Origin of the sequence: Enterococcus ureilyticus (assembly GCF_001730315.1) — a bacterium.
Classification (GTDB): Bacteria; Bacillota; Bacilli; order Lactobacillales; family Enterococcaceae; genus Enterococcus_L; species Enterococcus_L ureilyticus.
This window is the reverse complement of sequence record NZ_MIKC01000012.1, coordinates 197,041-211,351: the sequence shown is the minus strand read 5'-3', so window position 1 is coordinate 211,351 and position 14,311 is coordinate 197,041. Positions and strand designations below refer to the sequence as shown.

18 protein-coding genes are annotated in these 14,311 nt (G+C 38.2%); all 18 read right to left on the bottom strand.

The window, feature by feature from the left end; all coding sequences use genetic code 11:
• Nucleotides 1-12: 12 nt before the first annotated feature.
• The 18 genes from BCR24_RS07500 to BCR24_RS07415 all read right to left on the bottom strand — a co-directional run bounded on the left by BCR24_RS07500 (nucleotide 13) and on the right by BCR24_RS07415 (nucleotide 14,291).
• Complete coding sequence (locus BCR24_RS07500; protein ID WP_069639927.1) at nucleotides 13-675, bottom strand: phosphate propanoyltransferase; 663 nt, start codon at nucleotides 673-675, stop codon at nucleotides 13-15.
• Between the two features lie 21 nt (nucleotides 676-696).
• Nucleotides 697-2,217: an acetaldehyde dehydrogenase (acetylating) gene (locus BCR24_RS07495; RefSeq protein WP_069639926.1), complete on the bottom strand. Its 1,521-nt coding sequence runs from the start codon at nucleotides 2,215-2,217 to the stop codon at nucleotides 697-699.
• A 162-nt stretch (nucleotides 2,218-2,379) separates the two neighbouring features.
• Nucleotides 2,380-2,760 (bottom strand): BMC domain-containing protein, encoded by a 381-nt coding sequence (locus BCR24_RS07490; RefSeq protein WP_204638575.1) that lies wholly within the window; start codon nucleotides 2,758-2,760, stop codon nucleotides 2,380-2,382.
• Nucleotides 2,761-2,763: 3 nt separating this feature from the next.
• Entirely contained in the window at nucleotides 2,764-3,372 is a 609-nt protein-coding gene (locus BCR24_RS07485) for a cupin domain-containing protein (RefSeq protein ID WP_069639925.1), read from the bottom strand.
• Nucleotides 3,373-3,387: 15 nt separating this feature from the next.
• On the bottom strand, nucleotides 3,388-3,651 hold the full coding sequence (locus BCR24_RS07480; RefSeq protein WP_069639924.1) for a EutN/CcmL family microcompartment protein: 264 nt from the start codon (nucleotides 3,649-3,651) through the stop codon (nucleotides 3,388-3,390).
• Nucleotides 3,645-3,938: a BMC domain-containing protein gene (locus BCR24_RS07475; protein ID WP_069639923.1), complete on the bottom strand. Its 294-nt coding sequence runs from the start codon at nucleotides 3,936-3,938 to the stop codon at nucleotides 3,645-3,647. Before BCR24_RS07475 ends, BCR24_RS07480 begins: the two co-directional genes overlap by 7 nt.
• A gap of 131 nt (nucleotides 3,939-4,069) precedes the next feature.
• Complete coding sequence (eutJ, locus tag BCR24_RS07470) at nucleotides 4,070-4,909, bottom strand: ethanolamine utilization protein EutJ (RefSeq protein ID WP_069639922.1); 840 nt, start codon at nucleotides 4,907-4,909, stop codon at nucleotides 4,070-4,072.
• On the bottom strand, nucleotides 4,881-5,444 hold the full coding sequence (locus BCR24_RS07465) for a hypothetical protein (RefSeq protein ID WP_069639921.1): 564 nt from the start codon (nucleotides 5,442-5,444) through the stop codon (nucleotides 4,881-4,883). The genes eutJ and BCR24_RS07465 overlap by 29 nt, the downstream gene beginning before the upstream one ends.
• Nucleotides 5,432-6,586 (bottom strand): 1-propanol dehydrogenase PduQ, encoded by a 1,155-nt coding sequence (locus BCR24_RS07460; RefSeq protein ID WP_069639920.1) that lies wholly within the window; start codon nucleotides 6,584-6,586, stop codon nucleotides 5,432-5,434. Before BCR24_RS07460 ends, BCR24_RS07465 begins: the two co-directional genes overlap by 13 nt.
• Nucleotides 6,587-6,600: 14 nt before the next feature.
• Nucleotides 6,601-7,032, bottom strand: a complete 432-nt coding sequence (locus BCR24_RS07455) for a EutP/PduV family microcompartment system protein (RefSeq protein WP_069639919.1) — start codon at nucleotides 7,030-7,032, stop codon at nucleotides 6,601-6,603.
• A complete protein-coding gene (locus BCR24_RS07450; RefSeq protein WP_069639918.1) occupies nucleotides 7,029-7,373 on the bottom strand; it encodes a BMC domain-containing protein in 345 nt (114 codons plus the stop codon). Before BCR24_RS07450 ends, BCR24_RS07455 begins: the two co-directional genes overlap by 4 nt.
• Nucleotides 7,374-7,392: 19 nt before the next feature.
• The gene (gene cutD / locus BCR24_RS07445) at nucleotides 7,393-8,343 is read right to left on the bottom strand and encodes a choline TMA-lyase-activating enzyme (RefSeq protein WP_069639917.1); all 951 of its coding nucleotides are present in this window, start codon (nucleotides 8,341-8,343) and stop codon (nucleotides 7,393-7,395) included.
• A gap of 17 nt (nucleotides 8,344-8,360) precedes the next feature.
• The gene (cutC, locus tag BCR24_RS07440; RefSeq protein ID WP_069639916.1) at nucleotides 8,361-10,889 is read right to left on the bottom strand and encodes a choline trimethylamine-lyase; all 2,529 of its coding nucleotides are present in this window, start codon (nucleotides 10,887-10,889) and stop codon (nucleotides 8,361-8,363) included.
• 24 nt (nucleotides 10,890-10,913) lie between these two features.
• Complete coding sequence (locus BCR24_RS07435) at nucleotides 10,914-12,350, bottom strand: aldehyde dehydrogenase family protein (RefSeq protein ID WP_069639915.1); 1,437 nt, start codon at nucleotides 12,348-12,350, stop codon at nucleotides 10,914-10,916.
• Nucleotides 12,351-12,353: 3 nt separating this feature from the next.
• Nucleotides 12,354-12,674, bottom strand: a complete 321-nt coding sequence (locus BCR24_RS07430; protein ID WP_069639914.1) for a BMC domain-containing protein — start codon at nucleotides 12,672-12,674, stop codon at nucleotides 12,354-12,356.
• Between the two features lie 17 nt (nucleotides 12,675-12,691).
• Entirely contained in the window at nucleotides 12,692-12,988 is a 297-nt protein-coding gene (locus tag BCR24_RS07425; RefSeq protein WP_069639913.1) for a BMC domain-containing protein, read from the bottom strand.
• A 12-nt stretch (nucleotides 12,989-13,000) separates the two neighbouring features.
• A complete protein-coding gene (locus BCR24_RS07420; protein WP_069639912.1) occupies nucleotides 13,001-13,285 on the bottom strand; it encodes a hypothetical protein in 285 nt (94 codons plus the stop codon).
• Nucleotide 13,286: 1 nt separating this feature from the next.
• The gene (locus tag BCR24_RS07415; RefSeq protein ID WP_069639911.1) at nucleotides 13,287-14,291 is read right to left on the bottom strand and encodes a DMT family transporter; all 1,005 of its coding nucleotides are present in this window, start codon (nucleotides 14,289-14,291) and stop codon (nucleotides 13,287-13,289) included.
• Between the last annotated feature and the right edge of the window lie 20 nt (nucleotides 14,292-14,311).

The following is a 14,311-nucleotide window of genomic DNA, read 5'->3' as shown; positions in this document are numbered from 1 at the left end:
CCTCCTAAGATTCTATATGTTATTTTTTTTGATCACAATTTCAGTATTTGGCGTTATTCCTAGTGCATTGGCTTCTTCCGTATCAATGTGGCACTCTAAGCCAGAGTTCTCAACTGCGCGGATAATGACATTTGCTAAGGTCCCGCCTCGTTCTCCTGAAAACTCGATTGTTACGGATTCACCATCACGAACACCAAATTGAGTAGCTTCATGTGGCAGCATGTGAATATGACGTTTTGCAACAATCGTACCTTCAACAATTTCTGCCGATCCTTTAGGACCAATAAGTGTGACATTACCTGATCCAGCTAAATCTCCGGATAAACGCAACGGGGCTTTCACTCCTAATTTAAACGAATCGCTTTGTAAAATTTCAACTTGTGTTTTTTTTCTTACTGGCCCTAAAATGCGAACCTTTTCAATCGCCCCTCTTGGCCCACAAACCATTACGGTTTCTTTACAAGCAAATTGTCCTGGCTGAGAAAGATCCTTTAATTTCGTTAATTGATAGCCATAACCAAATAATTTTTCTACATCTATTTGGGATAAGTGGATATGCCGATTTGAAATTCCTACTGGAATCTTTTGAGCGCTTGATAATATTGGTGGTTGTGTTTGGTTTGGTTCAGCCAATTTTTCCATCAATTTACCAAGTAGCTCTTCATAATTGTCCAACTTTATCACTCCTTTTTTCAATTAGTTCATGTTAGCTAAAACTTGGCGGACGACATTTGCCAATGTTTCTATATCTGCTTCGTTCGTTTTATTCGTATCGATAGGCGTTGAGATTGCTTTTTTGACTTCAGCCATTTCTTGTACTTCTGTTTTTTCATAAGTAAAGGTTGGATCATCCTCTATTAAACTCGTGACATCCTTTAACCCATACGCAACTTTTTTGATGTTTAGTAAATGTTTTGGTCCAACATTTTCTGAAACCGAACTGCCGCCAAAAGTGCCGCAGCCTAAGGTAAATGAAATTGGTAATCCTGTACTGATCCCGGTTCCTCCTTGGCTTCCACCTGTATTTACTAAAATTCGTGACGCAGGCTTAGCTGCAAATTTCAACACGATATCACGATTGTTAGTGTGCAAGCTCATCGTATGTCCAATGCCATTTTGTAACAATTCAATACTTAAATCACATGCTTCTTCCCAGTCATTTACAACATAAAAAGCTAAAACAGTCGTTAGTTTTTCAAATGATAAAGGATAGCCTTCACCAACGCCACCTTGGGGACCAATCAATACTTTGGTTCCTACTGGAACAGTGATTCCTGCTGCTTGTGCAATCACGTTCGCACTACGACCAACAAATTTAGCATTCATGGCATAACCATTTTTAAAAAGTAATTTACATACTTTTTCGGTTTCTACTTCTGACATAAAGTAGCCACCTTGTGCTTTTAATTCTTGCATAACAGCTTCTTTATTGATTTCTTCGCAGATGATTGATTGTTCTGATGCACAAATTGTTCCATTGTCAAACGTTTTTGACGCTATGATTTTTGCTACAGCACTTTTTACATCGGCCGTCCGCTCAATATAAGCGGGAGAATTACCAGCGCCAACACCCAATGCTGGTTTTCCCGAACTATAAGCGGCTTTCACCATTCCAGGACCACCTGTTGCGATGATTAGACTCACTTCTTTTGCAAGTAATAATTCATTTGTTCCTGCCATCGTTGGAACAGCTAAGCAACTGATAATCCCTTCTGGCGCTCCAGCCGCTACAGCAGCACGGTTCAATAGATCTGCTGCTTTTTTGGTACAGTTGACTGCCGTTGGATGTGGCGAAAATACAATTGCATTTCTTGATTTCAACGCAATCATTGCTTTAAAAATAACTGTAGAGGTTGGATTAGTTGACGGGATGATACCGAGAACAAGCCCTACTGGTTCTGCTACATCAAATGTACCTTTTTCAGTATTTTCTGCAATGATTCCGATAGTTTTCTCATGTTTGATCTCTTCATATAGTAATTGAGATGCCGCATGATTTTTATAGGTTTTATCCATTACTTTGCCGAAACCAGTCTCTTCTACTGCCCTTTCAGCTAAACCAATAGCATATTTACTTGCTGCATTCTTCATGTTTTGTAAAATTTGATCAATTTGTTCTTCTGAAAAAGTTGCAATTTGATTTGCCGCTGCTTTTCCTTTACGTGTCAAATCACGTGCTTCTTGAACAGAACATAGATCTTTATCAAACATTTCCATTTGTATTCCTCTATTCGTCTATTATTAAAATGTCACTTAGCGCTTTTACTAATTTTTCCTTATTTGTACGGTGAAAATTTTTTTGTGGGATACTAAAATTAGGTTGCTCTTTCGCTAACTTTCTCAACTCTGTTACTTTCATTTGTTGGAGTTTGTAACGGACTATTTTTTTTGATCTGTTTCAACAATTTCGGTGTTTTCTATTTGATCACTTGTTTCTATTACAACTTCTTCTCGTTCATTTGGTTTTGACTCTGCTACCTTTTGAATTTCGTCTACAAAAGTTGTCGCTTCTATATGTGGTCGGGCAATGACATGGGAAGCCGTTAAAAGATCTTCACCCAAACGTTGTACGCTTGCACTGCCTGCTTGTACAGCTGTTTCCACAGCTGCCACATCACCAGAAATCAAAACCGTATTTAAACCGCCACCAACCTGTTTTTTACCTAAACAACGAACTTCAGAAGCTTTTAGCATTGTATCTGTTGCTTCAATCAAGGCTATTAGTCCTTTGGTTTCAATCATGCCAATCGCTTGCTTCATATGTTACCCCTCACTTTTAAATTTTCCAGATAGAATGGTGACTTTGCTTGTTGTCGACCAGCAAATAGCGGAATGTTTCGGAGCAAAAACAATGTCGCCTTGATATGCATCATACGTTATGCCGTCAATAGTTACATGAAGTTCGCCATTTACCACGTAGTTTACTGACTCTAGCCTATCTTCTTGATAAAACTGACTATTTTCGATTTCTAAAATTCCAAGCTCGAAATTATTTTCTTCTGATGTTAAAATTTCTTGATAACGTAGCCCGTTATTCTCATTATTTAATGGCGACAATTTAACTGTAGAACCGCGAATAATTTTTAAACCACCACTATGTTCTTGGTATTCAAAGGGCGACTCAGTAAAATCTGTTATTCCGGCTTCCTTCAATAGTTTTTTTAATAACGTCACTAAATACTCTTTTGAGACTTCTTGTGTGTTTGCTAAGAGATTTTTATTTTCAGACACACCCATTTTAAAGCTCATCTGATAATCTTCTGCTAAATCTTTAGCTGAAGGTGTGATTATGGTCTCTTTGTCTATACAAATAACTTGTTCTTTTTTGCTGTGAAGTTTTTCAATATCTTTTGCACATATCAATTTTTTCATTTTGTCACACTTTCTTTAAACAGATTCACAACTTTCATCAATGATTCCAATAACTGCTGCGTCTACGGGGATAGAATCATCTTCTAACATGCGTCTGGCTGCTGATCCTGTAGCAATGATTACTCGGTCACCGATACCCGCACCAATCACATCACAGACAATCATTCGCTCCCCTTCTCTAGAGCCACCAGTGACTTCTGCAAGCATTAGTTTTAATCCATTTAATTTTTCTGATTTTCGAGTTGCCCAAATTGTGTCCATCAATTTTGCAATTACCATAAGCGATTATTTTCTTTCTTTTTAATCTCTTCCATTGCTGCAATAACCGAAGCTGTATCCCCAAAAATAGCCAACAAAATCATATTTTGAGGGCAACTCCCTCGAATATCCTCAACTGTAACACCCACTGCTTTTTCGGCAATATCTGCAGCACAAACCATTTCAATCAACTTCCCTTGAACTAGTCCTACAGCATCAGGAACGCCTAAATTATCTTTTGAGCCCTTGCGACGATTTAAAATAGCTAATGTTCCTTCACTTGGCGACTTAATAATGCGACAATCCATTTAGATTCCTCCTTATTTTAAAAGCAAAACAAATCGCTTAATCCTGTAGAAAATTAGGAAATTGGCATTGAAACGTTCTTTGTTTCACTGACGATTTGTCTATTTTCATAAGGATTGATTTGTGTAGCTAGCTATGTTAAAACTTGATTGGTACAACTCATAGCAATCCCAAGCGGCGTCACAAACATTGGATTCATTGGTTTATATGTTGGGATTCCTGTTGTCTTTTCAATAATCGTCTCTATATTCTTAAGACAGGCTGTACCGCCAACCAAATAGATTCCTTCTACTTTGTATCCTTGCGTTTGCTGAATAATAATTGAAGAGATCTTCTCAATTACCGGCTTTAAGCTAGTCAATAATTCATCATGATTTTTCCCATTTCGTTTATACTTTTCAGCTGCTTCAAAAGTAAGCTTATATGCTCCAGCAATTACTAAGGATAAATGTGTACCACCTGTTGCTTCATCCGCTACTTTAACGACTTGCCCATTTTCTACAATAGAAATACCTGTTGTCCCTCCACCAATATCAACGACTGCACCATCAGTTATTTCTAATAATTGATTAGCTGCTGTTGGTTCATCCAATAAGTTTGTTAATTCAAATCCAGCGCTTTGAACAACGTTTTTAATGACCCCGCCATCCAACTCATCTGTACCAGGCGGTAATGAAGCAGCAGCATACACTAATTCTGTCTTCAATGTTTGTTCTATTTCCTCTTTAAGTTCTCGAACAAGTTCAACTGCACCAATATAATCAATGACCATCCCATCTCGGACCACATCTGCGTATCGATAAGCTCCTGCTACAGGCACATGATTTTCATCTAACACAGCAAGTACAACACAAGCAGTTCCTAGATCGATTCCCGTATAGTAAGTTTTTGACCGTTTTTTTTTCGGCTTTTTTATGACTTCTTCAAACGCTGCAACAAATTGATTACACGTTTTCATTGAATGTTTTTTCATTTGTTTCTCCTACTAATTGTTTCTTTAGATCATTTATTTTTTGATTTGCTTCTATTAGTATCTTGCTGTATTGAGGATATTCAGCTTGGATCAAATGGATCATGCCATAAATTTTCTTTAGTTTGATTAGTAACAACCCTCGTTCACTAAAAATATAAACTGCATCCAATTGAAATTCTTCTGTTTTTTCTAGACTAGCTTCTTCATCTGACACTACTTTTTCTAGTGCCGGAAGCAGCGTTTTTTCTATGTCGATGATTTTTTGACTCACATTCAACTGCTGATCTATCGCTAAACGAGCGGCTTCAAAAAGTTCTGAAGATAAAATTTCTTTATAGCCAGTCAATGAGTTTAATTGACGTTCAGTAGCGTTATCTTTCTTTTTTAGTTCTGCCTCAGACATTATTTTAATTCTCTTATCTAAAAGAAATTGCTTCGCTCCAGGTGTTAGGCGTAACTGATTATTTAAGTAAAATTGTGTAAATGGTTCTTTTTGAAAATCCATTCTAAGTTCACTTTCTGTCACAAAATGCATTCATAACCACCTCTTAGCAACCTCTTATATAATTGTTCTAATTCCTTATGGGTCGGTTTTCTTGGATTAGTCATCGTACATTTATCTTCCATAGCTTTTGTTGCCATTTCTGGAATCGCCGCTAAATATTCTTCTCGATCAATGCCATATTCTGTAATTACATTGGCTACATTTAACTGTTTCAACTGACGATTCAAGCCGTTGATCATTGCATGAACGGTTGCTTTCGGGGTTCCTGCTTGAAATCCTAAGATACCTGCAATTCTTTGATAAACTGCTAAGCTAGGAATTTCTTTTTCTAATTCTAAACCGGCATTGTAACGAATAACATGTGGTAATAATAAGGCATTTGCTCGACCATGAGCGATATGAAACTTTCCGCCTAACGCATGCGCTAAACTGTGACAAATTCCTAATGACGCTTCACTAAAAGCGATACCAGCTAAACAAGAGGCATTATGAACACGTTCTCGAAGTATTAAATTTTCCCCATCATTGACTACAGCTACTAAGTCATTCCAAATGATCTTCATGGCTTTTTCGCTTGCTGCATCCGTAAAATCGGTTGCAGCTGTTGATGCCAAAGCTTCTATACAATGGGTGAACACATCGATACCTGTATCAGCTGTCACATTTTTAGGTACGCTAATGGTTAATTCTGGATCTAAGATTGCCAAATCAGGAATCATTTGATCTGCTACAAGTGCATATTTGCTATCATTTTTAGGATCTGAGATAACTGCAAAAGAGGTTACTTCGCTACCTGTTCCGCTTGTTGTTGGAATACAAATCAGCCGAACCGTTGCCTTTTTCTCTGCGCTGGTATAGATATGACGAATCACCTTAGCCGCATCCATCGCTGAACCGCCACCTATCGCAATTAAGCCATCCGGTTGTAATTGAATCGCTGCCAGCAAGCCTTTAGTGACAACCTCAATTGTTGGGTCAGGTACAATCTCTGAGAAAACACTACAACAAATATTCTTCTCTTGTAGTAACTGTTCGATCTGATTAACCGTACCATTTTCTTCCATAAATGGATCACAAATAATCAATACTCGTTTAAGAGCAAGAGTTTGTACTGTTGCCAACGCATCAACACCTGTCACAATTTTAGTAGCCATTTTAAATTGCTTTAACATTTACGCTCCTCCTTTCATCTAATTTCTTCAACAAATGCCCTGATCTCTTCCTTATTTATATGCAGCCAATATTGTTGTTTTATACAACCAATTTCTTCTAACATTTTTTTTGTAATTATTTTTTCATTTACTGTATGTTCTTTTTCCTTATACATTACAACACCTATTACAGGAACTCGAAGTGCGTAAGCAAAGTTTGGAGGGTAACTTTTTTTTATGCTAGGAATCGGAACTAAAAATAACGCCTTGCTCGCTTTTTGTTGTAATGAAATAATATGTTTATGCATCCAGGGACTTTCTAAATAGGAATTTGGAACAATGATTGTTTCATTGGTATATAAGATATTTGCTACTTTGCGAATTGGTTGCTCAGAATCTTCAATCGCTTGTGCAATTATGTGATTATGTTGCTGATTTGGTCCGATAATCAAAATACGTTTCTTCATGTTCTACTCACTGGAACGATATCGTAATTTAATTTTTCTTTCAAAATCGTTACGACAGCTTTTAAAGCTACTTCAACACTTTGAACATCCCCATTGATCAATACCGAGCCTGTAAAGCGATCTAAGAAACCAACATTAATACCAGCGCTTTTTCCTGCTACATCTGCCGCAATAATGGCAGCTTCAACGGGGGAAATTGTCAAGATGCCAATTGCCCCCTCCGCTTCAATGCCTAATGATTCATAGACTTCTGGAATTGGTGAAGCAATAACATGCGCTAAGGTTACTTGTTTTCCTGGAACGGATTCTTCAATAACTCGCTTTGGCGCGTTTTCTTCCATAATGATTACGCCACCCTTTCTAATGACGGACAACTCGAACTGGGAACTCATACTCTTTGATCCATCCTTCAATCCGATCTAAATCTTCTTCTGATAATGATGGGTCTCCAGCTACTGGATATTCCATGCCTAGTTGGCCATATTTATTGACGCCTAATTTATGATAAGGTAATAAATCGATACCTAAAAAATTGGGATATTCTTTATATGGAAGTAAAAAATCAATAATTTGTTGAATCTCATCATGGCTATCATTGATCATTTTCAACATTGGCATCCGAATCTGAACTTGGTGTCCAGCCTTTAAAACTTCTTGTAGATTTTCTAAAATCTTTTCATTACTGATACCTGTTAATTCATTATGTCGAACTGGATTCATATGCTTTAAATCAAATAAGAATAAATTGACATATTCAGCTAATGCCAATAATCGCTCCATCCTTGAATGACCACATGTTTCTATCGCAGTATGGATTCCATCAGCTCGACATGCTTGTAATAAGGCTAGTGCTGCTTCTGGCTGTGCTGTACATTCACCGCCGCTAAGGGTTACCCCACCACCAGATTGTTCATAAAAAGCATCATCTTCATGAATGACTTCCATTAATTCAGAAATTGTTTTGATTTCACCAGTAATATTTAGAGCAGCCATTGGGCAAACATCAACGCACGCGCGACAGCCATTACAGGCAATATCGCGTCGTACTTGATGATGATCGTTCTCATCCATGTAATGAATCCCCATCGGACAGACTTCTACACACGCACGACAATCACTACAGACGCTTTCCTTATACATTACTTCGAATTTTCGTTCTAGTCCTTCAGGATTGGCGCACCACTGGCATCTTAAGGGACAGCCTTTGAAAAAGACGATCGTGCGAATCCCTGGACCATCGTACAAACTATATTTTTGTACATTAAAGATCATCGCTTGTCGTTCAATTGTCGTTGTGTTTTGAGTCATCATCTATTCATCTCCTGCTCTTAAAACTTCGTTAACATTGTTCGGCTGATGATTTCATCTTGAACATCCTGACATAATTCAACAAAGAAGGCACTATAACCTGCTACTCGAACAATTAAATCACGATATTGTTCTGGATGTCGTTGTGCTTCCAACAATGTCTCGTTATCTAAATAGTTAAACTGCATTTCACCATTTCCTAAAATACTCGCAGTTTTTAATAAAGTAATTAAACTTTCTTCACCTTCTGGTGTATCCAGTAATCCATTCATGATCTTGAAGTTATGCACCATTCCCATATTCATCGTATCATTTGCCATTTTAGAAATAGATTTCACAATAGCTGTTGGACCTTTAAAGTCAGCTCCTTGAGATGGACTAATACCATCTGATAATGGAATCCAAGCTTTTCGTCCATTTGCTGAAGCACCAGTCATTTGACCTAGTGGCGTATTGTTTGAAATCGACAATGTTCCATGACAAAGCTCTGAATAAAGTGTTTTGTATTGGCGATGCTCCGCTTCTGTAAAATGAATCAATTCGGCCGCAATTAAGTCTGCATAGTCATCATCATTGCCGTACTTAGGCGCATTCAAGCAATCCGTGCGGATTTGGTCATAGCCGACAAAATCAGCTTTTAACGCACGATTCAATTCTTCTAAGGTATATTTTTTGTCATCGAAAACCAGCTTTTTGATTGCTGCCATCGAGTCTGCATAGGTTGCTAAACCTGACCAAACAACTCCTGGTCCAAAATTATACATTGCCCCACCACTCGAAACATCTTTCCCACTTTCCATACAGCCTTCATACATCAAAGACATCAACGGTTTTGGTGCTAGATCGCGGTGGACTCTTTGGGTGATAACTGTTGCAACCGACGACCACTTCGTAATATATTTAATTTGTTCTTTAACAGCTTTTTCAAATTGTTCATAGGTTTTAAATTGAGAAATATCGCCCAAGTCTGGACAAACCTCTTTGCCATACCATAACGGTACACCTCGGTTTAAAACAAGTTCGATACAAATTGGCCATTGTGTATAGGCTGTTGAAGTCCATTGATATAAACGACCAGATTTTTGCGGTTCAACACACCCCATTAAACAATAGTCTCGTGCGTCCTCGATCGACACACCTTTAGCCAACATCATTTTGATATGGGTATCGTCAAAGTGACAGGCGGGAAAACCAATACCTGCCCGAACAACATCCACTATTTTTTTCAAGTATTCACGCGGTGAGCGATTATGAATCCGACAAGCTAAAGATGGTTGGTACACTTTTACGTGACGGACGGCATCCATTAATAGATAGGTTAATTCATTGGTTGCATCGTGGCCTTCACGTGTCACTCCGCCAACGCACATATTCACGAATGGTTGATAGCCCGCGAAGAACTTAGATCCGCCTTCACTTGTGATCCACATCATTTCAGACATTTTAATCAACATACAACCCGCTAATTCAAAGGCTTCAAACTCATTCATCTTGCCTTTATCTAAATCATTTTTGAAAAAAGGATACATGTATTGATCCACACGTCCAATTGACATTCCAGTTTGATTTTCTTCTACAACAAGCAAGGATTCAATTGTCCATATTGCTTGGATGGCTTCCCAAAAGGTTTCTGGTTTATTTGCAGGAACTTTTGCATTGATTTCTGAGATTTTTTGTAATTCTGCTTTACGTTTGGGATTCGTTTCCCGTTGCGCTAACTGTGCTGCATATTCAGACAGACGACGAGCGTAGATCATGACGCCCTCCGTTGTATCGATCAATGATTTGTAAAAGTAGATTTTTTGAATATCATCAGGGTTTTGATAATCTAATTTTTCTAAATGCTCTTTTGCCTCTTTTTGAATATCCAACATCCCTTTTTTCATTAAAATGACATCATAGCCTGGATTAGAATCACCACCGCCATTTAGTTGATGATAAGAACAGTCTGAAACAAAAGATTCGCCAGATAGTTCCCAAACTCCGGCTTCACGGAATTGATCTTCACAATACTCATCGATCGATCTGCCCTTCCAAAACGGGAATAATTCTTCACGCATAATCTTTTTGTCTTCATCCGAAATAAAGAAAGGATCTTGCGGACGGCTTGAAATTGTATCGATTTCGTCTTCCATCCAACGCCACGCAATATCTGGAGAAAAAGCGCCGGCGCGTGGTGCGCCATTTGGTGCGCCTACGATCAACTCATTGTCTTGAATTACAAGTGGTGCAGTTTCACAACAACGTTTGAATGACTTTGCTCTTAAAATATTTTTAGGCATTCCTGGATTTTCTTTTGCAAGTTCAGTGATCACTCTAGCTCGATGAGTTGTGATAGTCGGTTTTTGTTTTAAATAATTTACTTTTAAAGCATCTAATCGAGCAGTTGACCCATTTGGAATACTTGATTGATCATCAGAAGCAAAACCGCCACTTGTGGATGTTTCATCGGCAACTGTCGCAAACATCTTCATCAATGCGTTACGTTCTTCTGAACTTAACTCTTTTGTTGCTTCGGCTAATTTTGCCGAAAATTCTTTAATGTCCATTTTATTCCCTCACTTTACAACAATTTATTTTTCCATTATTTTTTTTAAGATTTTTTCTAAAATGTCTGTTTCTACATCACTTTTCGTTTCTGATTGTTTATTCTCTGATAATGATTCAACAGGATAGCTAATCTCTCGAACATAAGTTAAATCTTTTGCAGTAATATTTTTGGCACTTATGCCTCGTCCAGTTGTAAATCCCCCTAAAATGACGGACACTGGTAAAGTCGATTGCAAGCCCATACTTGCCATACTCGCTGGGGCATTAACAATCATGCGACCAACTGGTTTTTTTAACGCAAATTCTTTCAACACTAACTTATTGTGAGAATGAATTGCGAGTGTATGACCATTATTTTTTTCTTTTAACAAACGGATCGATTTCTCACAAGCATGCATCCAATCCGGTTCTAAATAAAATGCTAAAACTGGGCACTTCATTTCATTGGCAAAAGGATCTTCGTCATACATGTAATCCTGTTCTGAAACTAGCACTTTGGTTGTTGAAGTAACACCTATATTTGCCTCTTTGGCCAGCCATTGGGCATTCTTGCCCACACAAGATGGATTAATTTGGTTATTTTTAGGCTGTAAAAGTGCTAGTAAGTTTTTTTCTTCTTCTTTTGATAAAAAGTGTGCACCATATTCTTGTAACAACGCTCTAACCTCAGAAGCGATGACTCCTTCAGCTATTAGGTACTGTTCTGTAGCTGGAAGTAAACCACAATCATAAGAACGACTATCCACGATTGCCTTCACTGCTTTTTTAACATCTGCTGAACGCTCGATAAAAACAGGTGTAGCACCTGTTCCACCATAAATGATCGGCCGTTGGTAATTGGCTGCGTTGATATAGTTTTGATTACCAATAGCTAAAATCATTGCACTATCCTGACTGGTTAAAATCTCTTTTACACCTTTATCGGTTAAAGAGCTAACACATCCTAAACAGCCTTTTGGTAAGCCATTTGCTTCACAAATCTCTCTAATTTTTTGAAAAACAAGATATGTTGTCTTTTGTGCTTTTGGATGTGGAATAAGCACCATAGCATTGCCTGATTTTATCCCAATAGTTAGACTGTACAGAACATTTAATGTTGTATTTTCTGCTGGTAATAGGATTGGAATGACGCCCAATGGAACGCCAACTTGTAAAACATTCCCCGCTGAATCTTCTACAATATTCCCCACACAAAGCTGTTGATCCAGCTCTTTAGATAACGCTTTCAATAAGCGTTCCATCAATATTTCTTTATCTTTATAACATCCTAGATTTGTTTCTTTTATTTCAGTTGCTAAAAATCTACTTATATCTGGTTTGATCTCTGCCAACAGTTTTTCCACTATTGCATCGAGATTTTTTTGCTCATATTCTTTTACTAGGTGCTGTGCATCTCGTGCTGTTTCTACTAAAATCCGCCCTTCTTGAATAGATAATAAATCTTCATCTACTTGTTGCATGTATTATGCATCTCCCTCCTCAACAGGTAAAAAATCACCTAATTGATAACGATCAATCATTTTATTTAAATCGCCATGTGGGCTTGCAATCACGACCGAGCTGTAGATGTTTGCACCCATTTTTTCAACAGCTGCAATACCTGCTTCAACCGCTGATTGGCACGCCGCAACGTCTCCTTGTACAATCACAGAAATATATCCTGAGGCAACATTTTCATATCCTACCAACTCAACATTGGCCGCCTTACACATTGCATCACATGCCTCCAAAATAAAAACTAAGCCGAATGTTTCAATTGCACCAATTGCTTCGTATGTTCTCACTCTTTCTCCTCCTTGCACTACCGATCAATATCATGAACGGAAACAATGTCTCCAACGTATGAAATTGGTCGTGGCATCACATTGTGTGCAGTCAATTTGCCAATTGCTTCGGCAGCCTCAGCTCCTGTTGCAACAGAAGCTTCAACAGCGGCAATGTCTCCTTTAATCATGACCGTTACTAAAGTAGACCCAATATTTTCATATGAGATCAGTTCAACATTTGCAGCTTTCAACATTTCATCAGCAGCCTTTAGTGCTGGAACTAAGCCAATCGTTTCTACTAACCCTAAAGCTTCTTCGCCACGATATCTCAATGTATCTCCTCCTTACGCTGAACGATATTTTTTATCAACATATTTATCGACGGTTGCTCTACCTTCATCAGTAATTTTGTAATAAATAACTAGGTTCTCGTTTTTATCTAAATCATATGTTGCTAGCTCGACTAATCCATTTGCTTCTAGCGCCATCATATGCTCCAGATACAATTTTTCATTGAATTGTTTCTCTTGCCCATATTGTGGTTTTAACGCCTTCATGATTTGGGCAACATCTATTTCTCTTTGGTCATACATTTGATTTAAAACAGCTGTTCGACTAGGCAAAAGCATCTTACTCTTCCCCCTTTTTAAATAAATCTAACGGATTCATCGTAACTAAAATCGCGCCGATCACGATAATCACTGAGCCTATAACCATTGTTGGTGTTAAGGTTTGACCAAGGAAAATAACACTGAATAAGACACCCCAAAATGCATAGGTAACATTTAAAGACATGCCGATCGCAGTTCCAACCATAGCGTTCGCTTTGTACCAGGTCAAAAATGAAACCGCAGCGCTTAATCCGGACAAAACTAACCATAGAACTGGTGTTACTGCAGCCAATGTACCGAATAATAAATTAAATGCCCCCACAGCTGGAACAACAATGATCAGAACAACTAGACCAGAAATCAATTGACGTAAGTTTACCGCCACATCTGTATCGATCATCGCACCACCAAAGCTTGAAAATACACCTTCTAAACCCCAAGCAATTGCAGCAATCAATGCACAGACGATTCCTAGCGTAAAGTTAGGCGCTCCTTCTGGCTTCACCATGTTAATCGTAATAGCTCCGACAACGACAACGACCATACCTAATACAATTCGAGCAGTTGGCTTTTGCTTTAAGAATATCCAAGAAAATAATGCGCCAAACAAGCTACATGTCGCTGAAATGGGGATCGCATACGCACCCGCCATAGCTAACCCAACAAGATAAGCCCCGTTAGCAATTGGTCCACCTAGGAGAAATCCGATTACTAATAATTTCCCTGGTTTTGTATGCAATGTTCTGACTAATTCTTTTAATCTTCCTTGCTTTGCGTTATAGAATAAAAGTAAAATACCTGCAAAAAAATCATTTAAACCTGAACAAACAAAAGGTGCTGCCAAGAAGCCAGCCGCACTAACTAACGGGTCATAACCACTTGCTACAACGACTAGTGTTGAATAAATTCCATAAGTGATACCTGAAATAATCCCATTGCTGATTCCTTTCACTCGGAAGCCTTTTTTGGCTTGTTCCATTTGAACGTCAGCACTAGTACAAGAAATATTTTTTCCACTTTCCATGTCTATTTCTCCTCAATTGT

Bases quoted from the DNA above. Each gene is read 5' to 3' on its own strand.
- BCR24_RS07495 (WP_069639926.1), bottom strand. From the start codon at position 2,217: ATGGAAATGTTTGATAAAGATCTATGTTCTGTTCAAGAAGCACGTGAT.
- BCR24_RS07490 (WP_204638575.1), bottom strand. From the start codon at position 2,760: ATGAAGCAAGCGATTGGCATGATTGAAACCAAAGGACTAATAGCCTTG.
- BCR24_RS07485 (WP_069639925.1), bottom strand. From the start codon at position 3,372: ATGAAAAAATTGATATGTGCAAAAGATATTGAAAAACTTCACAGCAAA.
- BCR24_RS07480 (WP_069639924.1), bottom strand. From the start codon at position 3,651: ATGGTAATTGCAAAATTGATGGACACAATTTGGGCAACTCGAAAATCA.
- BCR24_RS07475 (WP_069639923.1), bottom strand. From the start codon at position 3,938: ATGGATTGTCGCATTATTAAGTCGCCAAGTGAAGGAACATTAGCTATT.
- eutJ (WP_069639922.1), bottom strand. From the start codon at position 4,909: ATGAAAAAACATTCAATGAAAACGTGTAATCAATTTGTTGCAGCGTTT.
- BCR24_RS07465 (WP_069639921.1), bottom strand. From the start codon at position 5,444: ATGCATTTTGTGACAGAAAGTGAACTTAGAATGGATTTTCAAAAAGAA.
- BCR24_RS07460 (WP_069639920.1), bottom strand. From the start codon at position 6,586: ATGTTAAAGCAATTTAAAATGGCTACTAAAATTGTGACAGGTGTTGAT.
- BCR24_RS07455 (WP_069639919.1), bottom strand. From the start codon at position 7,032: ATGAAGAAACGTATTTTGATTATCGGACCAAATCAGCAACATAATCAC.
- BCR24_RS07450 (WP_069639918.1), bottom strand. From the start codon at position 7,373: ATGGAAGAAAACGCGCCAAAGCGAGTTATTGAAGAATCCGTTCCAGGA.
- cutD (WP_069639917.1), bottom strand. From the start codon at position 8,343: ATGATGACTCAAAACACAACGACAATTGAACGACAAGCGATGATCTTT.
- cutC (WP_069639916.1), bottom strand. From the start codon at position 10,889: ATGGACATTAAAGAATTTTCGGCAAAATTAGCCGAAGCAACAAAAGAG.
- BCR24_RS07435 (WP_069639915.1), bottom strand. From the start codon at position 12,350: ATGCAACAAGTAGATGAAGATTTATTATCTATTCAAGAAGGGCGGATT.
- BCR24_RS07420 (WP_069639912.1), bottom strand. From the start codon at position 13,285: ATGCTTTTGCCTAGTCGAACAGCTGTTTTAAATCAAATGTATGACCAA.
- BCR24_RS07415 (WP_069639911.1), bottom strand. From the start codon at position 14,291: ATGGAAAGTGGAAAAAATATTTCTTGTACTAGTGCTGACGTTCAAATG.